Here is a 26077-nt window from a genome sequence, read left to right as displayed (position 1 = left end):
CATGGACGTGCTACAGCTCGATGTGTCCGGTCGCCCGCAGGCCTGGATCACCGCCAAGGAAGCGGCGGTGCTCTACGCCAGCGATGGCGTGGCCTGGACGCTCGGCGACGCACGCGTGGTGCTGCGCGGGGGCATCCAGCGTCGCACCGGGCTGCAGTCGCGCATCGAGGTGCATTCGATCATCGCCGTGCGCGGCAGCGTACCCAGCCGGGCCTGGCGCCAGACGCCGGCCATGTCGAACCCCAAGCTGTTCGTGCGTGACCGCCAGATCTGCGCCTATTGCGCCGGTGAATTTCACGTCGACGAGTTGACGCGCGAACACATCCAGCCCACCTCGCGTGGCGGCCTGGACGGCTGGATGAACTGCATCACCGCCTGCCGCAGCTGCAACGGCCACAAGGGCAACCGCACGCCCGAGGAGGCGCGCATGAGCCTGATGTACCTGCCTTATGTGCCGAGTCTTCACGAAGACATGATCCTGCGCGGGCGCCGCATCCTGATCGACCAGATGGAGTTCTTGCTCGCCAGCGTGCCGCGCTCGAGCCGCCTGCACGGCTGAAGGGGTGAGCCTCGAGGGGCACACTGAGGGTCTTTGCACGGCGCGCGTCAACGCTGACCGAGCGGCGACCGTTGCCTCGATGTCCCCCGCGGCTGCCGCCGCGATTTCACAGGAGTTCGATCATGAAAAATCTCATCGGAGCCGCCTTGCTGGTGGCCTTGACCGCCTGTACCACCACCAGCCCCGACGTCATCAAGCGCGGTGACGCGCAGCGCTTGTCATCGGTGCAGGACGCGGTCGTCATCAACGTGCGGCCGGTCACGGTCGACGGCTCGCAATCGGGCATCGGCGGGGCTGCCGGTGCGGTGGCCGGCGGTGTGGCGGGCAGCACGGTGGGCGGGCGCCGCGAGGGGCTGGTCGTCGGCGTGCTCGGTGCGGTGGCTGGTGCGGTGGTCGGCAACGTGATCGAGCGCGGCGCCACGCGTGAGCAGGCCTTCGAGATCATGGTGCAGCTGCGCAACGGCGAACGCCGTGCCATCGTGCAGGCGCAGGGCAACGAGAGCTTCCGTCCCGGCGACCAGGTGGTGCTGGTATCCACCGGCGGCACCACGCGGGTGACGCGGGCTCAATCGGTCCAGCCGCAGGCGCTGCAGCCGCGCAGCTGAGCCTGGCGGGCCACCCGATGGCTGGTCTTCAAGCGGTTCGCCACGCGCCCGGTTGCTGCGTGCATTCGGCGAACAGCCGTACCGTGCAGCCCGCGCAGATCGCGCCGTCCAGGCGCGGCACGATGGTGGCCAGGGCGCTGCGCTTGTCGGCAAACACGTGGTCGCGGCCCAGCGCGTCCAGGAAGCCGGCGCGCTGCCACAACTCCAGCACTTGCGGCCGCGGCCGGTGAAAGTAGAGGTCGCCACCGGCGGCGCGACGCGCGTGCAGCTCCTCGTCCCACACCTGCGCGCCGGCCGGGTCGAGGAAGTTCATGCTCTTGGTCATGACCAGCAGGTGCCGGGGTGCGAGCGGCGCCTCACGCAGCGCGTGCAGCGTGTCCGAGACATGCTGCGCCGCGCCGAAGTAGACCGAGCCTTCCATGCGCAAGAGCTTGAGCTGCGGGCATTCTGGCAATGCCTGGGGATGAGCATCGAGCACGACGAACGGTCGCTCGGGCGCGGTGGAATCGAAGCCCATCGTGCGCATCGCCGGGTGAGCCGTGCGCTGCAGGTAGGCGCCCAGCGACAGCAGGCTGCCGAACAGGATGGCCACGTCCAGGCGCAGCAGCAGGGTGGCCGCGAGTGTCGCGAAGGCGATCATCGATTCGGATCGGCTCAGCCGTTGCAAGTGGCGCCAGCGCGGCAGGTCGAGCAGCGAGGTCGCGACCAGCAGCAACAGCCCCGAGACGGCGGCCAGCGGGATCAGCGCCAGCAGCGGCGCGCTCACGAGCACCAGCAGCGCCAGCCCCAGGGCCGAGAACACGGCGGCCAGCGGCGTGCGCGCACCGGCCTGCAGGTTGGGCAGCGACCGGTTCATCGAACCGCACGAGATGTAGCTCGAACTCAGGCCGCCGACCAGGTTGGACAGGCCCTGGCCGACGATCTCGCGGTGGGTGTCGATGCGCTGCCCCGAACGCGCCGCGATGGCCTTGACGATCGCGATTGACTGCGCCAGCGCCACGATCGTGAGCGCGAACGCCAGACCCAGCAATTCCGGCACGGCCCGCAGATCGACAAGGGGGAGATGCGGCAGCGGCCACGGCGATGGGATCGCCCCCACCTGGCGCAGCGGCGTGAGCCCGAGACCGTGCGCATTGATGAGCACCGCAGCGCCGGTGCCGGCGGCCAGGCCAAGCAGCATCGCCGGCCAGCGCGCGTCGATGCGGCGCACCACCAACGCCACGCCGACGGTGAGTGCGGCCACCAGCACGGCCGAAGGCCGGGTCAGCTGCGCCTGCTGCACCATGGCTTGCAGCGCACCGGCGGCGTTCGCCACCGGCGCGGCGTCGATGCCGAGCGCGTCGCGCAGGGCATGCACGCCGATCAGCACCGCCGCACCGCTGGTAAAGCCGAGCAGCGCCGAAGGTGAGATGAAGTTGGCGACGGCGCCCAGGCGCAGTGCGCCGATGAGCGTTTGCATCAGGCCAACCAGCACGGTCATGGCCAACGCCAGCTCGATGTAGCCGGCGCTGCCGACGACGGCCAGCGGCGCCAGCATCGCGAACAGCGCCAGCGAGTTGGCGTTGGTCGGCCCCGACATCACCTGCCAGCTCGAACCGAACAGCGCGGCGACGATGCACGGCAGCATGGCCGTGGCGAGGCCCATTTGCGGCGGCAGTCCGGCCAGTGCGGCAAAGGCAATCGCCTGCGGCAGCACCAGCACCGCGCCGAGCAGGCCGGCGGCGAGGTCGGCCTTCAAGGTCTCGCGACTGACCCGCGCGACCCACGGGCCGAACAGCCTCACCGCCAGGGCATGAGCAGTCATGCGGGATGATAGAAGCGCACGAAGTCCGCAACGGCAACGGCACGAGCGGTCAACGCTTCAGCGCCGCAGCATCCACACGTTGCCGAGCACCGCCAGGGCGACGCCAACGCCGGTGAGCACGCCCGGCCGATAGCCTTCGAATCCGATCGACACCGCGATGGCAAGCACCGGCGCTGCCACGCCGATGGCCGACGAAGGCCCGGGGCCGATGCGGTCCTGCAAGGTGAGGTAAGCCGCAAACGTGAGCACCGAGCCGGCCAGCGACAGGTAGACGAGCGCGAGCCACCACGAGGGCGTCGCCGGCAGCGCCGGCAACGCCGCACCGCTCAACCCCACCCCGAGCAGCAACACCGCGGCCGAGCAAAGCGCGCTGTAGAACATGCCGTAGCCGAGCGCCGGCCACATCGGCAAGCCTTGCGAACGGTTGCGGCTGGCGGCGAGGCTGCCGACCGAGGACAGCAACACCGAGCCCACGGTGAACAGCGCGCCCAGTGCCACGGCTTCGGCCTCGGCGTCGGTCACCGCCGTGCCGAGTTGCGGCGCGAAGATGAGCGCCACGCCCAGCAGGCCGAGCACGCCGCCGGCGATGAAGCGGCGCGTGAAGCGCACGCCCCACAACGCGCGCGCTGCCAGGCCGTTGATGAGCGGGCTGGCCGAGTAACCGATGGCGACCAGCCCCGAGGCCACGTGCCGCTCGGCGTGGTAGACGCAGATGTAGCTCAGCGAATACATGAACACGCCCTGCAACAAGAACAAGGCATGTGCGCGAGCGTTGAAACGAAGCCCGATGCCGCGCCAGGCGCACCAGCCGAGCACCACGGCGCCGGCCAGTCCGAAGCGCAGCGCCACGCCCAGCTCGGGCGGCACACCCGCGCCCACCTGGTAGGTGATGGCGTGCCAGGTCGTGCCCCAGACGAGCACGCACAGCGCGAACAGTTGCCAGTTCGCCAGGCGCGTCATTGCAAGGCTGGCAATGCGACTAGAAACGGATCGTCGCGCCGCCGCGCTGCCCGCTGCGCAAGCTGCGCTCGATGCCTTCGACGATGACGGCGTTCATGCCGAAGCTGATGGCGCCGCCCACGCGGGCATCGGTGCGGTAGGTGGCCAGCGTGTCGCCCGGCTCGCAACCGACCGCTGCGCAAACCGGATCGATGTTCGGTATGGGGCAGCGCGCGCAGGGCTTGACGAACTTCAGGCGCACCGGGCCTTCGGGCGTGTCGAAGGCAAGCTCGTCGAGATGGTCCTCGCCGTGTGCGTCCAGGCCGGTGAGCACCAGGTTGGGCCGAAAGCGCTGCATCGTCACGGGCGCTGCGCCGCGTGCGGCCAGCCGCTCGTTGAGGCCGTCGAGCGACGCCGTCGAGACGACCAGCAACGGGAAGCCGTCGCTGAAGGCGTTTTCGGCCTCGATGGCGCCGGTCCAGGCGCGGTCGGACAGGCGCTGGTGCCCGGGGTCGAAGCGCACCAGGCGCAGCGGCTGGCGCAGGAAGTCGCTGAACCATTGCGCCGCCAGCGCGCCCATGTCGAAGGCCGGCACCACGTCGTCCCACACGCGCACACGGGTGGCGGCCTCCACCGTGTCGAGCGACAGGTGCAGCGCCAGCATGCCGGGCGCGCGCAGCACCAGGTCGCTCGCGCGCAACTCGGTGCGCACCAGCGCCATGCGCGGCAACTCGCGCTGGCTCACGAACTCGCCCTCGCTGTCGACCACCATCCAGGCGCGGTCGAATTCCAGGCCGGTTTCGATCAGCAGCGACTCACGCAGCGCCACGCCCGCGCAGGACTTGACGGGGTAGACATGCAGTTCGGACAAGGTGACTTCGACATCGCTCATGCGCGGATTGTCGCCATGCGCACCGAGCGCGCCGGGCCTGCGGGTCACGGCTTACGCTCTTTGCGCCTTCCTCCTCTGGGGGCTCAGCGGCCGAACAGTTTCTTCAACTGTTCCGCCGCCTTCTCCTTGATTTGCTCCTTGGGAGTCGGCGCCGAGGCGCCGCTGGCGGCGGGAGCGGCCGCGCCGCCACCGAGCAAGCCGCCGAGTGCGCCCTTGGCGCGGTCGCTGAGTGCCTTCTTCGCCGCGCCCTTGAGCAGCTCCGCGCTCACTGCCGACCACTGCACCTTGTAGTCAACGGCTTCGAAGGGCCCGACCAGCTGCACCGGCACCGTCACGCCCTTGAGTGCTTCGAGGTCGGCGCCGCCCTGGCCTTCGCTCGTGCCGGTGACGGTGGCGCGGGCCAGGTAGTCGACGCGGCCGCGGCCGATGTCGACCAGCCCTTCGCCGCCGACGCGCACGAACGGGCTCTTGGCCGAAAGGTCGTTGCTGCGTGCGACGCCGTCCTTGATGTCGAAGCTGGCGGTGATCTCGGAGAAGTCGGTCTTTTCTTCGGCGCTGGCGGCCTGCACCGCGTCCTTGTTGAGCGTCACCGCCGAGCGCCATTGGCGCAGCACCTTGGCGAGGTTGATGCCGCGCACCGCGCCGTCGTGCAACTGCAGCGCCGCCTTGCCGCCGAGCTGCTGTTTGAAGGCATCGATGCTGGCGCCACGGGTGGTGATGTCGGCCGTGACACGGCCGGTGCCTTCGAGCTTCTTGAACTGCGCCACGTCGGTGAGCAGCTGCGCGACGTTGACGTCGCTCGCGTCGAGCTTGAGCGCGATGCGCTGCTCGCTCGGCTGGGCGGCGGCTTGGGCCGTGGCCTGCGCGGTGAAGCGCCCGCTCCAGGCGCGTCCCGATAGCTGGCTCACGCGCAGGGTGCCTGCGGCCAAGGTGGCGTCGAACGCGGCGTCGGCGACGCGGTAGGGTGGGTAGACGAGGCTGGTCGCACGCAGGCTGAACGTGCCGTCGAGCGCCTTCAGGCCGCCCAGGTCGATCGGCGCCTTGCCGGCTGGCGCATCGGCGGCGGGTTTGGCGCCGGCCGCGGGGGGCGTCACAAAGCGGGTCAGGTCGAGTGCGGCGAAGCGCGCCTCGGCTTGCACGCGCGGCACCGGCCGGTCGAGGTCGGCCTTGCCGCTGGCGCTGAACTTCTGCTCGTTGATGGCGCCGTCCAAACGCCAGCTCGCGTCCTTGGCGCTTGCCTTGGCCTGGCCCTGCAATGCCAGGTTCACGGGCGCGAGCGCCGGGTCGGTGAAAGCCAGGCGCAGGTTCAGTGCATCGAGCGCCACTGCGAGCGGCTGGGGTGCGAGCGTCAGATCGGCGCGCGCCTCGCCGCTCACGCTGCGCCCGTCACCGCTGCCCTTGACCGCGATCTTCACGCCCGGCACGCGGATGCGCTCGAAGCTGCCGCTCGGCGCCTGCGATTCAAACTCCAACTGCAAGGACTGCGCGCCCTTGACACTGGCGCTGCCTTTAAGCGCGCTGCCCTCGAGCGCGTCGCCCTTGACCTCGAGCCGGGGCCACACCAGCGTGGCGTTGACGGCGTTGTTGGCGCTGCGGCCGGCCAGTTTCAGGTCGAGCTTGTCGAGTTGCAATGCGCGCTGCGCCGGCTCGAAGCGCAGCGTGCCGAGCTCGAGCTTGGTGTCTTTGAGCGTCATGCCGAGCCTCTCACCCGAGACCTGGAGCTCGAGGTCGTCGGCACGCAGCGCGCCGCTCGCCCCGTCGTAGGCGAGTGCGCCGCTCACGCGGGCGTCGAGCTGCTTGACCTTGAAGCCGTCGCCGCGCAGCGCGAGTTGCAGTTTGCTCAAGGCCACGCTGGCCGGTGCGCCGCTGGGCAGCGAGAGTTTGAGTTGCCCCGACAGATCGACGCTGGCGTTGAGCGCCGGTTCGGTGAGCGCCGCCTGGCCGACGAAACGCAGTGGCGACTCGGCACCATCGGCCAGGCGCCCGGTGCTGAGTTCCTGTACGGTGAAGCGGCCGGCCAGGCCAAGCGGCACGTCTTTCACCGTGGCCTGGAGATCCTTGAGTTCGACCGCGCTGATGTCGAACGTCAATGCCTTGGGCGGCGCGCTGGCAGCGCCCTCCTTGGCCGCGGGCGGGGCCGGGGCCAGCAGGTCGTCGATGTTGCGCCGGCCTTGCGCATCGTGCGTGTAGACGACGCGCACGCCGCGCGCGGCCACGCGGTCGATGACGAGCTGCTGGCGCAGCAGCGGCATCACCTGCACGGCCAGCGTCGCTTCTTCGAGCGCCATGAACTCGTCGCTGCGGCGGTGCTCGCTCAGCCTGACCTTGGAGAGCCTGACTTCGATCCGCGGGAACACCGCCAACCCGATCGGTCCGTCGATCACCAGGGTGCGTGCCTTGTTCTCGCGCATCCAGTCGATCAGCAAGCCCTTGTAGCGATTGGCATCAAAGCTCGCCGCCAACCAGGCGAGCGCGGCGACGAGAACGGCCGCCAGCACGGCCAGGGTGATGAGCGAGCGGCGCAACCAGAGCGGCATGGTGAGGGCGGTCGAAACCGTGGCTGAAGGAGCCGCGATTGTGCGGTGCGAGGGGCGGGGGCCGCGGCGGTCTCGAGAGACCCGCTGCCTACAATGAAACACGATGAATCGTTTCGATGTGAGCGTGCGCGGACGCGGTGCGGTGGGCCAGGCGCTGGCCTTGTCGCTGGCGCGGCTCGGGCTGCGGGTGGCGCTCGGCGCTTCGGCACCGCCCGAGGGGCCCGACGTGCGCACGTTTGCGCTCGGCGCGCGCTCGGTGGCGCTGCTGCAGCGGCTAAAGGTATGGGACGCGCTGGTGGCTGCCAAGCCGAGCGCGGTGACCCGCGTGGTCGACATGCGCGTGTTCGGCGATGCGGGGGGAGCGCTTGATTTCAGCGCCTGGCAACAGGGCGTGCGCGAGCTGGCGTGGATCGTCGACGCGGCGGCGCTGGAGCGTGAATTGGCGAGCGCATTGCGGTACGCGCCGCACGTCACCTTCACCGACGCAGCCGAGCCGGCCGAACTCGTGGCGCTGTGCGAAGGACGCGATTCGCGCGAGCGTGAGGCGCTCGGCATCGAGGTCGAGCGCTTCGATTACGACCAGCGCGCCATTGCCGCGCGGCTTGCCAGCGACCGGCCGCACCAGGGCGTTGCCTGGCAGTGGTTTCGCGCACCGGACGTACTGGCACTGCTGCCTTTCGGTGCGACCGATGCCCAAGGTGGCTACGGCCTCGTGTGGTCGCTGCCCACGGCGCGCGCCGATGCGCTGCTGGCGCAGGACGATGGCGCCTTCGAGCAGGCGTTGAACGACGCGTCGGGCGGCATGGCCGGGCGGCTGTCGCTGGCGAGCGCGCGCGTTGCCTGGCCGCTCCGCCTGGCGCGCGCCGCACGCTGGCACGGCCCGGGCTGGGTGTTGCTCGGCGACGCCGCCCATGTGGTGCATCCGCTGGCCGGGCAGGGCCTGAACCTGGGCCTGGCCGATGTCGACACCTTGAGTGGCGTGCTGGCCGAGCGCGAGGCCTGGCGCACGCTCGGCGACGAGCGGCTGCTCGCGCGCTATGCTCGCGCCCGCGCCTTCCCGACCTTTGCCATGGGCGGCGTGACCGACGGCCTGATGCAGCTTTTTTCACAGCCGTCGGCGCCGCTGAAGGAACTCCGCAACCGTGGGCTGACTCTGGTCAATCACCTGCCGCCGCTCAAACGCTGGCTCGCCCGGCTGGCGATGCGGGGCTAGGCGATTGCTCTGCGCAAGGTCGGCGGGCACGAAGTCGTTGCAGGCCACTCGATTCAACAACAAGGATAGTCATGAAGTTCAAGCTCGCCATGATCGGCGCTGTCCTCACTCTGGCCCTGGGGGGCGTGACGGCCATCAGTGCGCAGGCGCCGGGCGCATCGGCTGCCGCGGCCGTGCCGCAGGAAGCCGCGATTCGCAAGGCGCTCGGCGAGCGCTTGACGGGGCTGGCGAAGATCGACGAGGTGGGCAAGGCGCCGATCGCGGGCTTGTTTGAAGTGCGCGTGGGCAACGACATCTTCTACACCGACGCCGAAGGCGCCTACCTGATCCGCGGCGAGATCCTCGACCTGAAGAACAAGCGCAACCTCACCGAAGAGCGCGTCAGCAAGCTCTCGGCGATCGACTTCGCGTCGCTGCCGCTCAAGGACGCGGTGGTGTGGAAGACCGGCACCGGCGCGCGCAAGATCGCCGTGTTCGCCGACCCGAACTGCGGTTATTGCAAGCGCTTCGAGAAGGAGCTGAGCAACGTCAAGGACCTGACCGTCTACACCTTCCTGATCCCGATCCTGGGCGGCGACTCGCCCGACAAGGTCAAGGCGATCTGGTGCGCCAAGGATTCCTCCGCCGCGTGGCGCAGCTGGATGCTCGATGGCGTTGCCCCGCCCAAGCTGCTCGGCGAGTGCGCCGCGCCGAACGAGCGCAATCTCGAGTTGAGCCGCAAGCACCGCATCAACGGCACGCCGGCCATCGTGTTCGAGGACGGCACGCGCGTGCCCGGCATGCTCAACGCGGCGCAACTCGAAAAGCAATTGGCCACGAGCAGCAAGTCTTAGGACTCAGCGACTTATCTGCACTGACGAGGCCGTTGACCTGCGGCTCATTGCGCGCCTTGCTCCTTCCCCCTCTGGGAGAAGGTCGGAATGGGGGCCGGCGGGGCAGCGCAAAACCGCGGGCGGGTGGGCGGCAGGGCCGGCACGCGCAGCGACAATCGGGCGCCGCTGCCGATCGCAGCGAATCCGACTGAAAACCCTGCCGATTCGATGATCCGTTACCGCCTCGACGTGGCCGACCCCCACGCGCACCAGTTCAGCGTCACCGTCACCATCGCCGCACCCGCGGCCGACCAGGTGCTCAGCCTGCCGGCCTGGATTCCCGGCAGCTACCTGGTGCGCGAGTTCGCGCGTCATGTGTCGCACCTGCAGGCGCGCCAGGGCGAGCGCATCGTCGTGCTGGTCCAGCGCGACAAGGCTAGCTGGGTCGCGCACTGCCAGGGCCGCGGCGCCCTGGTCGTGAGCTACCGGGTGCATGCCTTCGACAATTCGGTGCGCACCGCTTATCTGGACGCCGAGCGCGGCTTCTTCAACGGCACCAGCGTGTTCCTGCGCGTGCACGGCCGCGAGCGCGAGCCGCAGCGGCTGGCGATCGGCCGCCTGCCCAGGGGCTGGCAGATCGCCACCGCCTTGCCCGGCGAGGGCGCGCAGTTCGAAGCGCGCGACTACGACGAACTGGTCGACCATCCGGTCGAGCTGGGTCGCTTCTGGCGCGGCGCCTTCAAGGCGCGGGGTGTGGCGCACGAGTTCATCGTGGCCGGTGCGCTGCCGGGCTTGGACGGCGAGCGCCTGCTCGCCGACAGCCAACGCATCTGCGAGGCGCAGATCGCTTTTTGGCACGGCCGCAAGAAGCCCCCGTTCGCGCGCTACGTGTTCCTGCTCAATGCGGTGGAAGACGGCTACGGCGGCCTCGAGCACCGCGCCTGCACCGCGCTGATCGCCAAGCGCCGTGACCTGCCGCGCCAAGGCAGCCCCGGCATGAGCGACGGCTACGCCACCTTGCTGGGCCTGATCAGCCACGAATACTTTCACACCTGGAACGTCAAGCGCCTGAAGCCGCGCGAGTTCGAGCACGTCGACTACGCGCGCGAGAACTACACCGAGCTGCTGTGGTTCTTCGAGGGCTTCACCTCCTACTACGACGACCTGCTGCTGCACCGTTGCGGCCTCATCGATGAGGCGCGCTACCTGCGACTGGTGGCCAAGTCGCTCAACAACGTGCTCGGCACGCCGGGTCGGGCGGTGCAAAGCGTGGCGCAGGCGAGCTTCGATGCCTGGGTCAAGTACTACCGCCCCGACGAAAACACCGTCAATGCCACGGTGAGCTACTACACCAAGGGCTCGCTGGTCGCGCTGGCGCTCGACCTGACCCTGCGCGCCGAAGGCCGCGGCTCGCTCGACGACGTGATGCGCGGCCTCTGGGCTCGCAGCGGCGGCGGGCCGATCGACGAGGCCGACATCGCCGCCGTGCTGGCCGACGTGGCCGGTCGGTCCTGTGCGAGCGAGCTGGCCGCCTGGGTGCATGGCACCGACGAGCTGCCGCTCGGCCCGCTGCTCGAGCGCTTTGGAGTCGCCTGGAGCGAGGAGCCGGCCACCTTGGCGCAACGCCTGGGCGCGCGCATCGGCGAGGCCGCGGGCGCGCTCGAGTTGAAGGCGGTGATGCGCGGCGGCGCGGCCGAGCAGGCCGGCCTCGCCGCCGGCGACGAGCTGCTCGCGCTCGACGGCTGGCGCGTGCGGCGGCTCGACGACCTGGCCGCGCTCGGCGCCCTGGAGCGGGCGCTGCCCTTGCTGGCGGTGCGCGACCAGCGCGTGCTGTCGCTCACCTTGCCGGCGGCGCGGGCCAGTGGCGCGGTGACGCTCGTGGCCGATGCGCGCAGCGACGCAGCGACGCGCGCACGCCGCAATGGCTGGCTGCTGGGCGCCGGCTGATCCGCCCGTGAGCGCTGACGCGTGGCGCTGCGCCCGGTCGAGGCGGCAGGGCGCGTTCGCGCTGTTGGTGGTGGCGATGCTGCTGCTGCACCTGCTGCTGGCCGAGCGGCTGGGCGCCATGCTGCAGGCCACTCGCGCCGACACGCCGCCGCCGCCGCGGCTGCAAGCGGCCTTCGTGCGCGAGTTGCAGCCCACCGAGCCGCCCGCCGTGGCGCTGCTGCCGGCGGCCCCCGAGCCAGCGGCCGCGGCCAGGCCAGCGGCGCCGCGGGCTTCGGCACCGGCCGAGATGGCCTCGGCGGCAGCGCCGAGCGCGCCGGCTTCAGCCGCTGCCGATCCGCTGCCCGTCGAAGCCGCCGAGCCGTCGCCGCCCGCCGAGGACACGCGCGTGGCCGCGGCCGAGCCCGCCGCGTCACCGGCGGCCGCGTCCGAGGCCGCCTTGCCTGACGCCCCCGAGCCAAGCGCCAGCGTCCCCGCCGATGCCATGGCCGGCGCCGCCAGCGCAGCGGCCGCCGCAGCCAGTGCGCCGGCCTTCAGCTGGCCGGCATCGACGCGCCTGAGCTACGAGCTCGGTGGCAACGTGCGTGGCGAAGTGCATGGCAGCGCGCAGGTGCAATGGGTGCGTGACGGTGCGCACTACCAGGTCCATCTCGACGTGACCGTCGGCCCCAGCCTGGCGCCGCTGGTGCAGCGCCGCATGACGAGTGACGGCGCGATCACGCCTGAAGGCCTGGCGCCCCGCCGCTACGACGAGGAAACGAAGGTCGCGTTCGGCAGCACGCGCCGCACCACCGTCGCGTTCGACGCCGACGGCGTGACGCTCGCCAACGGCCAGCGCGCGGCGCGCCTGGCCGGCGTGCAGGACACCGCCAGCCAGTTCGTCCAGCTCACGTATCTGTTCTCCACGCAGCCGCAGCGCCTGGTGCCCGGCGCGCAGATCGCGGTGCCGCTGGCGCTGCCCTGGCGCGTCGACCACTGGGTCTACGACGTGGTTGGCGAGGAGCCGCTTTACACGCCGTTCGGCGTGGTCCCGGCATGGCACCTGGTGCCGCGGCGCGCCGGGACAGTCAGCGTGCTCAGCATCGAGGCGTGGTTCGCGCCCAGCCTGCAGTACCTGCCGGTGCGCATCGTCATCCGCCAGGGGCCCGACGAGTATGTGGACCTGATGATCGATCGCCTGCCGCAACAAGCCAACGACGAGCCGCGCTCAGTGCGTTGAAGGACGCAGCCCGACGTCGCGCTGGAATTGCTCGGCGCGCTGGTCGCCCTGGGCGCGGCGCACGTAGCGCTCGCTGAGCACCAAGGCGTGGTGCAACTGGTCGGGGCCGTCGGCCTTGGAGATGCGGCGCAACAGCGGGCCGCCCTGGGTGCCGAATTGCACCGCCAGCCAGCGCAGCGCGCGCCTGCGTGCCAGCTCGATCGGCAAAAACAGGGCGGGGACTTCGTCGGGCGGCCAGGTCTGTGCCGGCAACGTGGTGAGCAGGTCGCCGGGGGTTACCGGCTCGATCAGGCCGAGGTCGACCAGTTCGCGCAGCGTGTCGCGCCCTGATTCGCCGATCAGCGTCGAGAGTTCCTCGCCGGTTCGGCGACCGTTGACCATGATCAGCGCACAACGCAGCCAGTGACCCAGCCGGTGCGCGCGGGTGGCGACTTCTTCAAGACCCCGGTCGGTCTTGCGGTAGGCACGGGCTACCAGTTCGGCACGAGTGCTCAGAGAGACTCCATTGCTCATCGGCTGTGTTTTCCCGATGTTGACGCATCGAAATGTAATTGACGTGCCGTGAAGTTCGCACGCTTTGCGCCCGGTTGTTCAGGCGGTGTGGCCCCACGGGTACAGTTCCTGACACACCTCGCGAGGACCCCCATGAGCTACGAATACCTGTTGACCGAAACCCGTGGCGAGATGCCGCTCAGGTGCGGATGGATCACGCTCAACCGGCCCAAGGCGCTCAATGCGCTGAACGACGGCCTGATGGACGAGCTGGGCCACGCGATGAAGGCCTTCGACGCCGACGAGTCGATCGGCTGCATCGTCATCACCGGCAGCGAGAAGGCCTTCGCGGCCGGCGCCGACATCACGGTGATGTCGAAGTTGAGCTACATGGAGGTCTACAAGAAAGACTACATCACGCGCAACTGGGAAACGATCCGCTCGATCCGCAAGCCGGTGATCGCCGCGGTGGCCGGCTTTGCGCTCGGTGGCGGCTGCGAGCTGGTGATGATGTGCGACCTCGTCATCGCGGCGGAGAGCGCGAAGTTCGGTCAACCCGAGATCAAGCTCGGCATCATTCCCGGCGCCGGCGGCACGCAGCGCCTGCCGCGCGCAGTGGGCAAGGCCAAGGCGATGGACATGGTGCTCACCGCCCGCATGATGGACGTGCACGAGGCCGAGCGCGCCGGCCTGGTCTCGCGCGTGGTGGCGCCCGAGCGCTTGCTCGCCGAGGCGCAGGCCGCGGCCGACGCGATCTGCAGCCAATCGTTGCCGAGCCTGCTGGCGGCCAAGGAGTGCGTCAATCGCGCCTATGAATCGCCGCTGGCCGAAGGCGTGTTGTTCGAGCGGCGCATGTTCCATTCCATGTTCGCCACCGACGACCAGAAGGAAGGCATGGACGCGTTCATCAACAAGCGCAAGCCGACCTTCAAGCACTGCTAAGAACCCCCGAGCCCCGCATGAAGCCGCGCATCGTTCTCACGCTCCTGCTGGTGTTGCTGTTCGCCGCTTTCGTGGCGGCGAACTGGAGCGCGTTCCTCGCCTCGACCACCTTGTCCCTGTTGTTCACCACCGTCCAGGCGCCACTCGGACTGCTGCTGCTGGTGATGCTGGGCGCGGTGGTGGCGCTGTTCTTGTCCTACATGGCCTGGTGGCAGGGCAGGGTGCTGCTCGAAACGCGCCGCCACACCAAGGAGCTGCAGTCCCAGCGCGAGTTGGCCGACAAGGCCGAGGCGTCGCGTTTCACCGAGCTGCAGGCGCTGGTGAAGAGCGAATGCGCGGCGCTCAAGACCGAGCTGCAGCAAAGCGCCAATGGCTTGGCGGCACACGTCGGCGAACTGGAAGATCGGCTCGAAGCGCAGTGGGGCGCACCGCCGCGGCGGTGAGGATTCGGGGGAAGGAGCCCTGCTCGGCTCCCCTGCGCGGGCGGTGCGCTCAGCTCTCTTTGCGCAGCGCCGGGAACAGGATCACGTCGCGAATGTTCGGCGAGTCGGTCAGCAGCATGATGAGCCGGTCGATGCCGATGCCGCAGCCGCCGGTGGGCGGCAGGCCGTGCTCCAGGGCGCGGATGTAGTCGGCGTCGAAGTACATCGCCTCCTCGTCGCCCGCTTCCTTGTTGGCGGCCTGCGCCGCAAAGCGGGCCGCCTGGTCCTCGGGGTCGTTCAACTCCGAGAAGCCGTTGCCGAACTCGCGCCCGGTGATGAACAGCTCGAAGCGCTCGGTGACCGCCGGGTTGGTGTCCGAGGCGCGCGCCAGCGGCGAGACCTCGACCGGGTAATCGACGATGAAGGTCGGCTGCCAGAGCTTTTCTTCGACGCTGGCTTCGAACAGGCCGAACTGCAGCTCGGCCAGCGACCAATGCGCGGGCGCCTCCTTGCCGTGCGCCTCGAGCTTGGCGCGCAGCGCTGAAGCGTCCTCGGCATCGGCCGCGCCCACGGCCGCATGCACCACCAGCGAATCACGCACCGACAGCCGCGCGAACGGCGCTTCCAGGTCGACCGGCTGCCCGCCGTAGCTCAGCTGCGCGGTGCCCACGGCCTTGCGCGCGACATGGCGCAGTACGGCCTCGGTGAAGTCCATCAGGTCGTGGTGGTTCCAGTAGGCCGCATAGAACTCCATCATCGTGAACTCGGGGTTGTGCCGCACCGACACGCCCTCGTTGCGGAAGCTGCGGTTGATCTCGAACACGCGCTCGAAGCCGCCCACCACCAGGCGCTTCAAGTAAAGCTCCGGCGCGATGCGCAGGAACATCTGCTGGTCGAGCGCGTTGTGGTGGGTGCTGAAGGGCCGCGCGTTCGCGCCGCCGGGAATGGGGTGGAGCATCGGCGTCTCCACCTCCAAAAAGCCGTGCTCGACCATGAACTGGCGCATCGAACTCACCGCCTTGCTGCGTGAGCGAAAGCGCTCGCGCGAGGCCTCGTCCATGATCAGGTCGAGCTCGCGCTGGCGGTACTTCAGCTCCTGGTCGGCCATGCCGTGAAACTTGTCGGGCAGCGGCCGCAGGCTCTTGGTCAAAAGGCGAATTGCACTCACCTTGATGCTCAGCTCGCCGGTGCGCGTCTTGAACAGCACGCCCTCGGCGCCGAGGATGTCGCCCAGGTCCCAGTGCTTGAAGGTGGCCAGCGCCTCGGCGCCCACCGCGTCGGCGGTGACGTAGAGCTGAATGCGACCGGAGCCGTCTTGCAAGGTGGCAAAGCACGCCTTGCCCATCACGCGCTTGAGCATCATGCGGCCGGCCACGCAAGCCGGCGCGCCGAGCGCCTCCAGCTCCTCGGCGGGCTTGCCTTCGTGCAGGCGATGCAGGTCGCCGGCGTGGTCGCGCGGCTTGAAGTCGTTGGGGAAGGCCACCCCCTGCGCGCGGATCGCGGCCAGCTTCTCGCGTCGCTCGGCGATCAGTTGGTTGTCGTCCAGGGGCAAGGCGGCGGGCGGCGTGGGGGTCATCGGGAGTCCTGAAAGGGGCGGGCCTTGGCCGGCGGCAAACGCGCGATTTTAGAGACAGGCGTGCCGTGCTCCCGAGCCGGGCCGCAGCGCGCAGGCGTGCACGCCGCGGTCGCCGACAATCGTGCGTCTCTTGCGTCTCGTGCGCATGACCGCACTGCTGCCAGCACCGACGACGCCGCCACGACGGCACCCATGCCAGCGCCCCTGCCCGCTCCGATGCCGCCCCCTTCGCTCGCCCGCGGCGCTGCCGTCACCCTGGCCGCGCGGCTCGTCACGGTCGCGCTCGGGCTGGCCATCCTGTTCCTGGTGGCGCGCAGGGGGCCGGCGGTGCAGGGCGCGTTCGCCTTGTTCGTGGCCTTCGAGTCGCTGCTGCTGACCTTGTTCTCGGGACTGGGCCTGCTGCTGGCGCGCCAGGTGTCGCACCACGGCGTGCGGCCCGGCCCCTTGCTCATGGCCTTGTTGGGCGCGGCCCTGGCGCTGGGCACGGCGGCGGCAGTGCCGCTGCTCGGCGCCGCGGCGCTGATCGACGCCGAGCCGTACCGGCACCTGGGGCTGCTCGCCATGGCGGCGCCGTTCTTGCTGCTGGTGCCCACCGCCAGCGGTCTGTGGCTGGGGCAGGGCCGCATGGGTGCGCTCAACGCGCCGCTGGTGGCCGCGCCGCTGGCCGTGCTGGCACTCCTGCTGTGGTTCACCGATGGTGAGCTTGCCGGCGTGCTGGCGGTGCTGGTGGCCTGGGTGGTGGGCAAGTCGCTGGTCGGTGTGGCGACCGCCCTCGTGGCGGCGCGCCAGACCGGTTGGGCCGACGCCGAGCGCGACGCGCTGCGCGCGCAGTGGCGTTTTGTCGCCGTCATCGGCCTCACCAACGCGGTGAGCCTGCTCAACTACCGCGCCACGCTGTTCCTGCTGGAACGCACCGTCGGGCTGGCCGAGGCGGGCGTCTATTCGGTGGCGGTGCAGGTGGCCGAGCTGCTGTGGTTGCTGTCGTCGGCGGTCACCGTCTCGGCCTATCACCGCATCGGCGCGCCGGACGCCCTGCAGGCGGCGCACACCACCCTGCGTGCGGTGCGCATCAACGTGCTGGCGACACTGGCCGCGGCGCCGCTGCTCTACTTGGCGGCGAGCGCGCTGCTGCCGCGCGCGCTCGGCGACGCCTACGACGGCGCGCTGCTGCCGCTGGCGCTGCTGTTGCCCGGCATCGCCGGCTATGCGGCGGCGTCGAGCCTGTCGGCTTATTACACCAACCATCGGGGCCGGCCCCAGTGGTCGGCCGCCATTGCCGCGGTGTCGCTCGCGCTCACCTTGGCGATCGCGGCGTGGAGCGTGCCGCGCTTCGGTGCGGCCGGTGCGGCGCTGGCGACGTCGCTCGCCTACACCGCGTCCATCGCGCTGGCGCTGACCTGGTTCATGCGCGATACCGGGTTGCCGTGGACGAGCCTGCTGGGCATCGATGCGGCACGACAATCACCGCCGACATGACGAAACCGACCGTGCGACGCCCCCTGCGACCGCTGCTCCAGGCGCTGGCTCGCGCCTGGCAGCGGCTCGCGGCGCCGCGCATGGTCTACGGCCCGCGCGGCGCCGACGGCGTGCGGCGTGCGCACAGCCGCATCAGCACCCATGCGCGCATCGAGTCGCCCGAACGGCTCCAGCTTGGCGACCATGTGTTCATCGGCCACTTCAACTACATCGACGCGTCCGGTGGCCTCACCATCGATGACGGCGTGCAGATCACCAACCACGTCTCGGTGCTCACCCATTCGACCCATCTCGCGCTGCGGCTCGAGCGCGAGCGCTACTGGGACAAAGCCGACGCCGACACCGCACCGGACGGCCTGCAACGCGAGGCCACGCACCTGGGCGCATGGAGCTTCATCGGCCCGCATTGCGTGCTCGCGCCGGGCACACGGCTCGGGCGCGGCGCGCTCGTCAAGGCCTACAGCTTGGTGGCCGGCGCGGTGCCCGACTTCGCCATCGTCCAAGGCCAGCCGGCGCGCGTGGTCGGCGACACGCGCGAGCTCGACCGAGCCTGGATCGAGCGCAACGCCGACGTTTTCGACGAGGCCGCGCGTGCCGCCTACGAAGCCTGGGCGCGCGAGACGCCGGCATGAGACCGCACGGCCGCCCGAAGGGCGAATACCGGGGTGCGCAACGAAGCTTGCCTTATTCGCCCGCACGGCCCGGCCGTCAGGGCCACGCAGGGCCCAGTTCCGTGACCCTTGGCGAATACTCCCGCTCGGCCGGACAGCGCCTAGCGCGAAGGGTGCATCCATGAGCCGGCCCGGTCGCGCGACGGGCGGTGCGCCATGAAGCGCATCCTGTTCTTCGCCGACGCCAGCAGCGTGCATGCGCAGCGCTGGGTGCTCGAAATGGCAGCGCGCGGCTTCGATTGCATCGTCCTCACGCGCCGCCCGGCCGAGGTGCCCGGCGCCAGCGACGTGATCGCCCTGCGGGCGGGGCGAGGCGAGGTTGGCTGGCTGCTTGCCCTGCCCGAGGTGCAGCGCGTGGCCAAGCGCGTGGCGCCGCAGTGGCTGCACGGCCACTACGTCACGTCCTACGGCCTGTGGGCGGCGGTGGCCGCGCGCGCGCTGCGCGTGCCGCTCGTGCTCACGGCCTGGGGCTCCGACCTGCTCGTCACGCCGCGGGCGCCGGGCGCGCGTGGCGCGGCGATGGCAGCACTGGTGGGCTGGACCTTGCGGCGCGCTTGCCTCGTCACCGCCGACTCGCACGATGTGCTGGCCGAGATCCGCCGCCACGGCACCCGCGCGCGTTGCGAGGAGGTGCTGTGGGGCGCCGACACCGAGCGCTTTCGCCCGGGCGCGCCGGCGGCGGGTTTCGAGATCGCGAGCCTGCGCAACTGGGAGCCCAACTACAACATCGCGACCTTGCTGCGCGCCGTGGCGCGCCTGTGCGCCGAGCGCCCGGCAGCCGGCACGGTGCTGCACCTGCTGGGCGGCGGCCCGGGCGAGCCGGCCTTGCGCGCCCTGGCAGCCGAGCTGCAACTCGGCGCGGCGGTGCGCTTCACCGGCCGGGTCGGCGACGCGGCGATGGTCTCGGCGTTGCAGCGCTCGCGTGTTTCAGTCAGTGTGCCGGCCAGCGATGCAACCTCGGTGTCGGTGCTGGAAGCCATGGCTTGCGGCCTGCCGGTGGTGGCGAGCGACCTGCCCGCCAACCGGCAATGGATTGCGCCCGAGCTGCTGGTGCCGGTGGGCGACGAGCGCGCGCTGGCCGCGCTGCTGGTGCGCCTGCATGACGACCCGGCCTGGGCCAGCGCGCACGGCCAGCGCAACCGCGCGCTCGCGTTGCAGCGCGCCTCGCGCCGCGCCCAGATGGATCGCATGGCGGTGCTGTACGACTCGCTGCGCCTCACCGCGCCGCTGCCGAGCGGGGCGGCATCGACATGAGCTCGCCGCTGCCGACCCGGGCGGCATCGATATGAGCTCGCCCGCGCGACGGGTGAGCGTGATCGCGCCCTGCCGCAACGAGCGCGAACACGTGCTCGCGTTTTGCGACGCGGTGGCGGCTCAGCGACTGCCGAACGGCGTCGCGATCGAAGTGCTGGTGGCCGACGGCCAGAGCGACGACGGCACGCGTGAGCTGCTCGACGCGCGCTGCGCTGCCGACGCGCGCTTCGTGCGTGTCGACAACCCCGGGCGCATCGTCTCGACGGGGCTCAACCGATGCCTGGAGCGCGCGCGCGGCGCGGTCATCGTGCGCATGGACCTGCACAGCGTCTACGAGGGCGACTACATCGCGCAGTGCCTGGCGGCGCTCGAGCGCAGCGGCGCGGCCAACGTCGGCGGGCCGTGGCGGGCCGAGGGCGACGCGTCGATGCAGCACCCCGCGCCCGGCGGCGCGACCCAGCGTGACCGATCACGCGGCGCAACCCAGCGCGACCGATCACGCGGCGCGACCCAGCGCGCCATTGCCGCCGCCTTCCAGTCACGCTGGGTGGCCGGCGGCGCGCGCTCGCGCGACCTGGGCTACGAAGGCCCGGTCGACACCGTCTACCTCGGCTGCTGGCCGCGCGAGACCTTCGATCGCCACGGCGGCTTCGACGAAACGCTCGCGCGCAACCAGGACGACGAGCACAACCTGCGGCTGGTGCGCGCTGGCGCAACGGTCTGGCAAAGCGCGCTGATCCGCTCGTGCTACCGCCCGCGCGCCAGCCTTGCGCAACTGTTCGCCCAGCAGCGCCAGTACGGCTACTGGAAGGCGTTCGTGATGAAGAAGCATGGCCGGGTGGCGTCGCTGCGGCAGCTCGTGCCGGGCGCTTTCGTGGCGGCGCTCGGTGCGCTGGCCGCGGCGTCGCTCGCGTGGCCGGTGGCGCGCGTCGGGCTGCTCGCGCTGCTGGGCGCCTACGCGCTCTATGTCGCAGCGGCCACGCTGGCCATCGCGCGCAGCGCCGGCCTGTCGCTGCTGCCGCGCTTGCCGCTGGTGATTGCGGCCTATCACTTCGGCTACGGCCTGGGCAGCTTGCGCGGCTGGGTCGATGTGCTGGTGCGCGGCGCGCCGTCGCCCGCTTTTGGCGTGCTCACGCGGTGAACGACGAAGCCCGGGCCGTGGCCGAACGCTATGCGCGCCGCGACGCAGCCGGCGATGCGGCGCGCTACAGCCTGTTCGATGCCGCCGCGTTGCAGGCGCAGCAGGAGCGTCTTCGCGCCACCGTCGCGCTGTGGCGCGCGCACGGCTGGCGCGACTTGCAAGGCCGGCGTTTGCTCGAGCTCGGCTGCGGCGCTGGCGGCAACCTGCTCGACTTGCTGCGCCTGGGAGCCGAGGCACCGCTCCTGAGCGGCATCGAGCTGTTGCCCGAGCGGTGCGCGGCTGCGCGCGCCGTGCTGCCCTCGGCGCTGCGGCTGATCGAGGGCGATGCGTTGCTCGCCGAGGTGCAGGCACAGAGCCAGGACGCGGTGCTCGCCTTCACGGTGTTTTCATCGCTGCTCGACGACGCCGTGCAGCAGCGTCTGGCCGAGGCGATGTGGCGCTGGGTACGCCCCGGTGGCGGCGTGCTTTGGTACGACTTCTGCGTGGACAATCCGCGCAACGCCGACGTGCGTGGCGTGCCGCTCGCGCGCGTCAGGGCGCTGTTTCCGAAGGCGCGTTGCGAGCTGCGCCGCGTGACCTTGGCCCCGCCGATCGCCCGAGCGGCGCTGCGCCTTCATGCCGGCCTGCCGGCGCTTGTCAATGTGCTGGCGCCGCTGCGCACGCACCGGCTGTGCTGGCTGGTCAAGACGAACTAATAAACGCGACGGACGCGATGAAGGAAACCCTGCAATGAAGATCACCGTGGTGGGAACCGGCTACGTCGGCCTCGTGACCGGCGCCTGCCTGGCCGAAATGGGCAACCATGTGCTGTGCCTGGACGTCGACACCGACAAGATCGCGGCGCTGCGCCAGGGCGTGATTCCGATTTACGAGCCCAATCTGGAGGACATGGTGCGGCGCAACGCAGCGGCGCAGCGGCTCGAGTTCACCACCGACACCGACCGCGCGGTCGCGCACGGCACCTTGCAGTTCATTGCCGTGGGCACGCCGCCCGACGAGGACGGCTCGGCCGACTTGCGCCACGTCATCGCCGCGGCCGAAGCCATCGGCGCGCGCATGACCGACTACAAGGTCGTGATCGACAAGAGCACGGTGCCGGTGGGCACCGCCGAGCGCGTGCGCGAAGTGGTCGCCGCGGCGCTGGCCAGGCGCGGCGTCGCGGTCGACTTTGCGGTCGTGAGCAACCCCGAATTCCTCAAGGAGGGCGCTGCGGTCAACGACTTCATGCGCCCCGACCGGGTGGTGATCGGCGCCGACGACGAGCGCGCCGTGCTGTTGATGCGCGCGCTCTACTCCCCCTACGTGCGCAACCGCGACCGCGTGCTGGTGATGGACGTGAAGAGTGCCGAATTCACCAAGTACGCCGCCAACGCGATGCTGGCCACGCGCATCAGCTTCATGAACGAGTTGGCGCGCGTGGCCGAAGTGGTGGGCGCCGACATCGAACTGGTGCGCCAAGGCATCGGCAGCGACCCGCGCATCGGCACGCAGTTTCTCTATGCCGGTTGTGGCTATGGTGGCTCGTGCTTTCCCAAGGACGTGAAGGCGCTCATCCATTCGGGCGGGCAGGCCGGCCACGAGCTGAAGCTGCTCAAGGCGGTGGAAGCGGTGAACGAAACGCAGAAGCGCGTGCTCGCCGACAAGGTCGTGGCGCGCTTCGGTGCCGACCTGACCGGGCGGCGTTTCGCGCTCTGGGGCCTGGCCTTCAAGCCGGGCACCGACGACCTGCGCGAGGCGCCGAGCCGCGTGCTGATCGAGCAGCTCACGCAGCGCGGCGCCGAAATCGTGGCCTACGACCCGGTGGCGATGAACGAGGCGCGACGTGTGATGAGCCTGCAACCGCGACTGCACTATGCGGAATCGGCCAACGCGGCCCTGGCCGGTGCCGACGCGCTGGTGATCGTGACCGAATGGAAGGAGTTTCGCAGCCCCGACTTCGACGCCATTCGCCACTCGCTGCGCGAGCCGGTCGTGTTCGACGGTCGCAATCTGTTCGAGCCGACGCTGATGAAGACGCTGGGCATCGAATACCACGCCATCGGGCGCGGGGCGGCATGAACGAGGCGCTGCCCTTCCTGCCCTTCCTGCCTTTCGCGCTGCCCGACATCGGCGAAGACGAAATCGCCGAAGTGGTGGACACGCTGCGCTCGGGCTGGGTCACCACCGGCCCGAAGGCCAAGCGTTTCGAGCAAGACTTCAGTGCCTTCCTCGAGGCGCGCCCTTCGGCCAAGGGTCAGCCCGCTTTGCCCGCTTTGCAAGCCATCGCCGTCAACTCCGCCACCGCCGGCCTGCACCTCGCGCTCGAAGCCCTGGGCATCGGCCCCGGCGACGAGGTCATCACCACCACCCACACCTTCACCGCGACCGCCGAGGTGGTGCGCTACCTCGGCGCCGACGTGGTGCTGGTCGACATCGACCCGCAAACGCTCACCATCGATCCGGCCCGCGTCGAAGCCGCCATCACGCCACGCACCAGGGCCCTCATCCCGGTCCACTTCGGCGGCCTCGCCGCCGACATGGGCGCCCTGCTTGCCATCGCAGAGCGCCACGGCCTGAAGGTGGTGGAAGACGCCGCCCACGCCCTGCCGACCACGTACCGCGGCGCACTCGTCGGCACGCTGGCCAGCGACGCCACCGTGTTCAGCTTCTACGCCAACAAGACCATCACCACCGGCGAAGGCGGCATGGTCGTCACGCGCCATGCCGAGGTGGCGCGGCGCATCAAGCTCATGCGCCTGCACGGCATGAACCGCGACGCCTTCGACCGCTTCACCGCCACCGTGCCGAGCTGGTACTACGAAGTGGTGGCGCCGGGCTTCAAGTACAACCTGACCGACATCGCCGCGGCGATCGGCATCCACCAGTTGAAGCGCGCGCAGGCCTTCTGCGAGCAGCGCGCGCGCATCGCCGCGCACTACGCCAAAGGGCTCACCGGCCTGCCCCTGCTGCTGCCGCCGCCCGCGCCGGCCGGTGAGCTGCACGCCTGGCACCTCTACGTCGTGCGCCTCACCGATGACGCGCCGATCGGGCGCGACGCCTTCATCGAGCGCCTGTTCGCGCTGGGCATCGGCGCCAGCGTTCACTACATACCGCTGCACCTGCACCCCTACTGGCGCGACCGCTACGCGCTGCGCCCCGAGCAGTTTGCGCACAGCCAGCGCGCCTACGAGCGCACGGTGAGCCTGCCGATCTACCCGCGCATGAGCGAGGCCGATGTCGAGCGCGTGGCCGCCGCCGTGCGCACGGCGCTCGCGGCGGACGGGGCGCTCATCGCCGCAGGCGCGCCGTGAGCGCCGCAGCGACGCTCGCCCTGGCGACCTGCCGCAAGCGCGGCTTCGATCTGGTGTTGGCGGCCGGTGGCCTCGTCCTGCTCGCGCCCCTGTTCGCGCTGATGGCGCTGGCGATCAAGCTCGACTCGCCGGGGCCGGTGTTCTTTCGCCAGCAGCGCGTGGGCCGCGGCGGCCGGCCGTTTCGCATCCACAAATTGCGCACCATGGTCGATGGCGCGGCGGGGCGCGGCTTGTCGCTCACGCTGGCGCATGACGCGCGCATCACCCGCGTCGGCGCGGTCCTGCGCCGGTACCGGCTCGACGAGCTGGCCCAGCTCATCGACGTGCTGCAAGGGACCATGAGCCTGGTGGGCCCGCGCCCCGAACTGCCGCGCTATGTCGCGCACTATCCGGCCGAGCTGCGCGAGGCGCTGCTGGCCGTGCGCCCGGGCATCACCGACCCGGCTGCGCTCGCCTTTCGCGACGAAGCCCGTCTCCTGGCGGCCGAGCCCGACCCCGAGCGGGCCTACATCGAGCGTGTGCTGCCGGCCAAGCTGCGCCTGTCGGCCGAGTACTCGGCGCACGCATCTTTCGGCTCCGATCTGCGTGTGCTGTGGCGCTCGCTGGCTGTGCTGGCCGGTCGCGCCGCGCCTGCCACGCCTGCTGCACCCGCTGCACCCGGACGGCGCGACGCGCCATGACGACCAGCCCCTGGGCGCGACTGGACGCCTGGTTCGCGCGGCTGCGCCCGCACCGCACCTTGCTGGTGCTGGGCGTCGACGCGCTGGTGGTGGCGGCGTGCTGGCAACTCACCCACCTGTTTCGGCTCGGCTTCGAGCGGTGGCTGTCGGCGCGCCCGGGCTACGACGGCTGGGTCTTGCTGGCCATCGTGGCGGTCTACGCGGTGGTCTTCAAGGCGCTCAAAGTGCCGCACGGCATGTGGCGCTTCTCGGGCTTCGGTGAGATCAAGCGGCTCACGCTGGCCTGCTTGCTGGCCGGCGCGCTGGCCGCGGCCGCGGTGCTGCTGGCCGGGCTGCGCGAGGTGCCGCGCGCGGTGCTGGCGCTGCACCCGATCGTGACACTCATGGGGCTGGCCATGGTGCGCATCGCCTACCGCATGGCCTACGAACACGCGCGCTCGCGCATCAGCGGCAGCGACCGCGAAACGCGCACCGCGCTCGTGCTCGGCGCCGGGGACGCGGCGCGGTTGCTGCTCGCGGGCATCCAGCACCAAGGCTGGAAGGTGATCGGCCTGCTTGACGACGACCCGGCCAAGCAAGGCTCGCGCATCGGCGGCGTGCCGGTGCTCGGCCCCTTGAGCCAGCTCGCGCAGGAAGCCGAGCACCACGGCGCCAGCCATGTGATCGTCGCCATGCCCTCGCTGCGCGGGCAGGCGCGCCGCCGCGTGTTTGAACTGGCGGGCGCTGCCGGCCGCTCGGTGCTCACCGTGCCTTCGGCCGATGAGCTGCTGGCCGGTGCGCAGGTGGGCCGCGTGCGCGACATCGAACCCGAAGACTTGCTCGGCCGCGAGCCGGTGGTGCTCGACGAAGCCGGTATCGCCGAATGCCTGCGCGGCACCGTGGTCATGATCACCGGCGCGGGCGGCAGCATCGGCAGTGAACTGTGCCGCCAGGTAGCGCGCTACGAGCCGGCGCGGCTGGTGCTCTACGAGCAAAGCGAGTTCAACCTCTACACCATCGAGCAGGAGCTGGGCGAGCGCTTCCCGGCACTGCCGCTGGTGCGCCTGATCGGCGACGTGAAGAACCTCGAGCACCTGCGACACGTCATGGGCAAGTGGCGCCCGCAGGTCGTCTTTCATGCCGCCGCCTACAAGCATGTGCCGCTGATGGAAGACGACAACGCGTGGGCGGCGCTGCAGAACAACACGCTCGGCACCTACCACGCCGCGCTCGCCAGCGCCGAGCACGGCGTGGAGCGCTTCGTGCTGATCAGCACCGACAAGGCGGTGAACCCGACCAACGTGATGGGCGCCACCAAACGCGCGGCGGAGATGGTCATCAGCCACCTGGCGTGCGGGGGCCATGCGACGCGGTTCATGGCGGTGCGCTTCGGCAACGTGCTGGGCTCGAGCGGCAGCGTGATCCCGAAGTTCAAGGAGCAGATCGCCAAGGGCGGGCCGGTGACCGTCACCCACCCCGAGATCACGCGCTACTTCATGACCACGCGCGAGGCGGCGCGGCTGGTGGTGCAGGCGGCGGTCATTGGCCAGACCGGGCAGGTGTACGTGCTGGAAATGGGCGAGCCGGTGCGCATCGTGGACCTGGCGCGCGATCTGATCCGGCTGGCGGG

23 protein-coding genes are annotated in these 26077 nt (G+C 70.5%); 17 read left to right on the top strand and 6 right to left on the bottom strand.

From position 1 onward, the window contains the following. The first annotated feature begins 1 nt into the window (after position 1). Positions 2-559, top strand: a complete 558-nt coding sequence (locus RMO12_RS01875) for an HNH endonuclease (RefSeq protein ID WP_309638000.1) — start codon at positions 2-4, stop codon at positions 557-559. A 122-nt stretch (positions 560-681) separates the two neighbouring features. Continuing rightward, positions 682-1164, top strand: coding sequence for a glycine zipper 2TM domain-containing protein (locus RMO12_RS01870; protein WP_309626570.1), 483 nt, complete (start codon positions 682-684; stop codon positions 1162-1164). Between the two features lie 28 nt (positions 1165-1192). Here RMO12_RS01870 and RMO12_RS01865 read toward each other — a convergent pair whose 3' ends face one another. The 4 genes from RMO12_RS01865 to RMO12_RS01850 all read right to left on the bottom strand — a co-directional run bounded on the left by RMO12_RS01865 (position 1193) and on the right by RMO12_RS01850 (position 7336). After that, entirely contained in the window at positions 1193-2968 is a 1776-nt protein-coding gene (locus RMO12_RS01865; RefSeq protein WP_309637999.1) for a SulP family inorganic anion transporter, read from the bottom strand. Positions 2969-3025: 57 nt separating this feature from the next. After that, on the bottom strand, positions 3026-3928 hold the full coding sequence (locus RMO12_RS01860) for an EamA family transporter (RefSeq protein ID WP_309637998.1): 903 nt from the start codon (positions 3926-3928) through the stop codon (positions 3026-3028). A gap of 19 nt (positions 3929-3947) precedes the next feature. Next, on the bottom strand, positions 3948-4799 hold the full coding sequence (locus RMO12_RS01855; protein WP_309638001.1) for an MOSC N-terminal beta barrel domain-containing protein: 852 nt from the start codon (positions 4797-4799) through the stop codon (positions 3948-3950). Between the two features lie 83 nt (positions 4800-4882). Then, entirely contained in the window at positions 4883-7336 is a 2454-nt protein-coding gene (locus tag RMO12_RS01850) for an AsmA family protein (protein WP_309637997.1), read from the bottom strand. A 103-nt stretch (positions 7337-7439) separates the two neighbouring features. On the opposite strand from RMO12_RS01850, the gene RMO12_RS01845 reads away from it, so the two are divergent. From RMO12_RS01845 to RMO12_RS01830, 4 genes are all read left to right on the top strand, one after another. Next, a complete protein-coding gene (locus RMO12_RS01845) occupies positions 7440-8549 on the top strand; it encodes an FAD-dependent monooxygenase (RefSeq protein ID WP_309637996.1) in 1110 nt (369 codons plus the stop codon). Positions 8550-8620: 71 nt separating this feature from the next. Then, the gene (locus RMO12_RS01840) at positions 8621-9382 is read left to right on the top strand and encodes a DsbC family protein (protein WP_309637995.1); all 762 of its coding nucleotides are present in this window, start codon (positions 8621-8623) and stop codon (positions 9380-9382) included. Positions 9383-9589: 207 nt separating this feature from the next. Next, a complete protein-coding gene (locus RMO12_RS01835) occupies positions 9590-11308 on the top strand; it encodes a PDZ domain-containing protein (RefSeq protein WP_309637994.1) in 1719 nt (572 codons plus the stop codon). A 7-nt stretch (positions 11309-11315) separates the two neighbouring features. Next, entirely contained in the window at positions 11316-12524 is a 1209-nt protein-coding gene (locus tag RMO12_RS01830; RefSeq protein ID WP_309637993.1) for a DUF3108 domain-containing protein, read from the top strand. On the opposite strand, the gene RMO12_RS01825 is transcribed toward RMO12_RS01830, so the two are convergent. Next, the gene (locus tag RMO12_RS01825; RefSeq protein ID WP_309637992.1) at positions 12513-13037 is read right to left on the bottom strand and encodes a hypothetical protein; all 525 of its coding nucleotides are present in this window, start codon (positions 13035-13037) and stop codon (positions 12513-12515) included. The two genes, RMO12_RS01830 and RMO12_RS01825, sit on opposite strands and share 12 nt — an antisense overlap. Positions 13038-13169: 132 nt before the next feature. Between RMO12_RS01825 and RMO12_RS01820 the strand changes: the two genes are divergently transcribed. Both RMO12_RS01820 and RMO12_RS01815 read left to right on the top strand, forming a co-directional pair. Continuing rightward, positions 13170-13958 (top strand): enoyl-CoA hydratase, encoded by a 789-nt coding sequence (locus RMO12_RS01820; protein WP_309637991.1) that lies wholly within the window; start codon positions 13170-13172, stop codon positions 13956-13958. Positions 13959-13975: 17 nt separating this feature from the next. Next, positions 13976-14401, top strand: a complete 426-nt coding sequence (locus RMO12_RS01815) for a lipopolysaccharide assembly protein LapA domain-containing protein (protein ID WP_309624710.1) — start codon at positions 13976-13978, stop codon at positions 14399-14401. Between the two features lie 49 nt (positions 14402-14450). Here RMO12_RS01815 and lysS read toward each other — a convergent pair whose 3' ends face one another. Continuing rightward, the gene (gene lysS / locus RMO12_RS01810) at positions 14451-15956 is read right to left on the bottom strand and encodes a lysine--tRNA ligase (RefSeq protein WP_309637990.1); all 1506 of its coding nucleotides are present in this window, start codon (positions 15954-15956) and stop codon (positions 14451-14453) included. A 216-nt stretch (positions 15957-16172) separates the two neighbouring features. Between lysS and RMO12_RS01805 the strand changes: the two genes are divergently transcribed. The 9 genes from RMO12_RS01805 to RMO12_RS01765 form a co-directional block, all read left to right on the top strand. Beyond that, positions 16173-17432: a polysaccharide biosynthesis C-terminal domain-containing protein gene (locus RMO12_RS01805; RefSeq protein WP_309637989.1), complete on the top strand. Its 1260-nt coding sequence runs from the start codon at positions 16173-16175 to the stop codon at positions 17430-17432. After that, positions 17429-18064 (top strand): acyltransferase, encoded by a 636-nt coding sequence (locus RMO12_RS01800; RefSeq protein ID WP_309637988.1) that lies wholly within the window; start codon positions 17429-17431, stop codon positions 18062-18064. The genes RMO12_RS01805 and RMO12_RS01800 overlap by 4 nt, the downstream gene beginning before the upstream one ends. 195 nt (positions 18065-18259) lie before the next feature. After that, a complete protein-coding gene (locus RMO12_RS01795; RefSeq protein ID WP_309637987.1) occupies positions 18260-19357 on the top strand; it encodes a glycosyltransferase in 1098 nt (365 codons plus the stop codon). A 31-nt stretch (positions 19358-19388) separates the two neighbouring features. Continuing rightward, a complete protein-coding gene (locus RMO12_RS01790; protein WP_309637986.1) occupies positions 19389-20498 on the top strand; it encodes a glycosyltransferase family 2 protein in 1110 nt (369 codons plus the stop codon). Positions 20499-20515: 17 nt separating this feature from the next. Next, positions 20516-21193, top strand: a complete 678-nt coding sequence (locus RMO12_RS01785) for a class I SAM-dependent methyltransferase (protein WP_309637985.1) — start codon at positions 20516-20518, stop codon at positions 21191-21193. 34 nt (positions 21194-21227) lie between these two features. Next, positions 21228-22556, top strand: a complete 1329-nt coding sequence (locus RMO12_RS01780; RefSeq protein ID WP_309637984.1) for a UDP-glucose/GDP-mannose dehydrogenase family protein — start codon at positions 21228-21230, stop codon at positions 22554-22556. Beyond that, a complete protein-coding gene (locus RMO12_RS01775; protein WP_309637983.1) occupies positions 22553-23788 on the top strand; it encodes a DegT/DnrJ/EryC1/StrS family aminotransferase in 1236 nt (411 codons plus the stop codon). Before RMO12_RS01780 ends, RMO12_RS01775 begins: the two co-directional genes overlap by 4 nt. Beyond that, the gene (locus RMO12_RS01770) at positions 23785-24468 is read left to right on the top strand and encodes a sugar transferase (RefSeq protein ID WP_309637982.1); all 684 of its coding nucleotides are present in this window, start codon (positions 23785-23787) and stop codon (positions 24466-24468) included. The genes RMO12_RS01775 and RMO12_RS01770 overlap by 4 nt, the downstream gene beginning before the upstream one ends. Further along, the coding region (locus tag RMO12_RS01765) for a nucleoside-diphosphate sugar epimerase/dehydratase (RefSeq protein WP_309637981.1) at positions 24465-26077 on the top strand (1613 nt) is incomplete at its 3' end. The genes RMO12_RS01770 and RMO12_RS01765, both read left to right, overlap by 4 nt.

It is taken from the genome of Methylibium sp. (assembly GCF_031393925.1).
Lineage (GTDB): Bacteria > Pseudomonadota > Gammaproteobacteria > Burkholderiales > Burkholderiaceae_C > Methylibium.
The sequence above is the reverse complement of the archived record's forward strand: the minus strand, read 5'-3'. Positions and strand labels throughout refer to the sequence as shown.

Excerpts from the sequence above, each read along its gene's own strand:
- RMO12_RS01790 (WP_309637986.1), top strand. The coding sequence starts at position 19,389 with ATGAGCTCGCCCGCGCGACGGGTGAGCGTGATCGCGCCCTGCCGCAAC.
- lysS (WP_309637990.1), bottom strand. The coding sequence starts at position 15,956 with ATGACCCCCACGCCGCCCGCCGCCTTGCCCCTGGACGACAACCAACTG.
- RMO12_RS01805 (WP_309637989.1), top strand. The coding sequence starts at position 16,173 with ATGCCGCCCCCTTCGCTCGCCCGCGGCGCTGCCGTCACCCTGGCCGCG.
- RMO12_RS01850 (WP_309637997.1), bottom strand. The coding sequence starts at position 7,336 with ATGCCGCTCTGGTTGCGCCGCTCGCTCATCACCCTGGCCGTGCTGGCG.
- RMO12_RS01835 (WP_309637994.1), top strand. The coding sequence starts at position 9,590 with ATGATCCGTTACCGCCTCGACGTGGCCGACCCCCACGCGCACCAGTTC.
- RMO12_RS01840 (WP_309637995.1), top strand. The coding sequence starts at position 8,621 with ATGAAGTTCAAGCTCGCCATGATCGGCGCTGTCCTCACTCTGGCCCTG.
- RMO12_RS01820 (WP_309637991.1), top strand. The coding sequence starts at position 13,170 with ATGAGCTACGAATACCTGTTGACCGAAACCCGTGGCGAGATGCCGCTC.
- RMO12_RS01870 (WP_309626570.1), top strand. The coding sequence starts at position 682 with ATGAAAAATCTCATCGGAGCCGCCTTGCTGGTGGCCTTGACCGCCTGT.
- RMO12_RS01875 (WP_309638000.1), top strand. The coding sequence starts at position 2 with ATGGACGTGCTACAGCTCGATGTGTCCGGTCGCCCGCAGGCCTGGATC.
- RMO12_RS01860 (WP_309637998.1), bottom strand. The coding sequence starts at position 3,928 with ATGACGCGCCTGGCGAACTGGCAACTGTTCGCGCTGTGCGTGCTCGTC.
- RMO12_RS01825 (WP_309637992.1), bottom strand. The coding sequence starts at position 13,037 with ATGAGCAATGGAGTCTCTCTGAGCACTCGTGCCGAACTGGTAGCCCGT.
- RMO12_RS01815 (WP_309624710.1), top strand. The coding sequence starts at position 13,976 with ATGAAGCCGCGCATCGTTCTCACGCTCCTGCTGGTGTTGCTGTTCGCC.
- RMO12_RS01865 (WP_309637999.1), bottom strand. The coding sequence starts at position 2,968 with ATGACTGCTCATGCCCTGGCGGTGAGGCTGTTCGGCCCGTGGGTCGCG.
- RMO12_RS01845 (WP_309637996.1), top strand. The coding sequence starts at position 7,440 with ATGAATCGTTTCGATGTGAGCGTGCGCGGACGCGGTGCGGTGGGCCAG.
- RMO12_RS01800 (WP_309637988.1), top strand. The coding sequence starts at position 17,429 with ATGACGAAACCGACCGTGCGACGCCCCCTGCGACCGCTGCTCCAGGCG.
- RMO12_RS01855 (WP_309638001.1), bottom strand. The coding sequence starts at position 4,799 with ATGAGCGATGTCGAAGTCACCTTGTCCGAACTGCATGTCTACCCCGTC.
- RMO12_RS01775 (WP_309637983.1), top strand. The coding sequence starts at position 22,553 with ATGAACGAGGCGCTGCCCTTCCTGCCCTTCCTGCCTTTCGCGCTGCCC.
- RMO12_RS01780 (WP_309637984.1), top strand. The coding sequence starts at position 21,228 with ATGAAGATCACCGTGGTGGGAACCGGCTACGTCGGCCTCGTGACCGGC.
- RMO12_RS01795 (WP_309637987.1), top strand. The coding sequence starts at position 18,260 with ATGAAGCGCATCCTGTTCTTCGCCGACGCCAGCAGCGTGCATGCGCAG.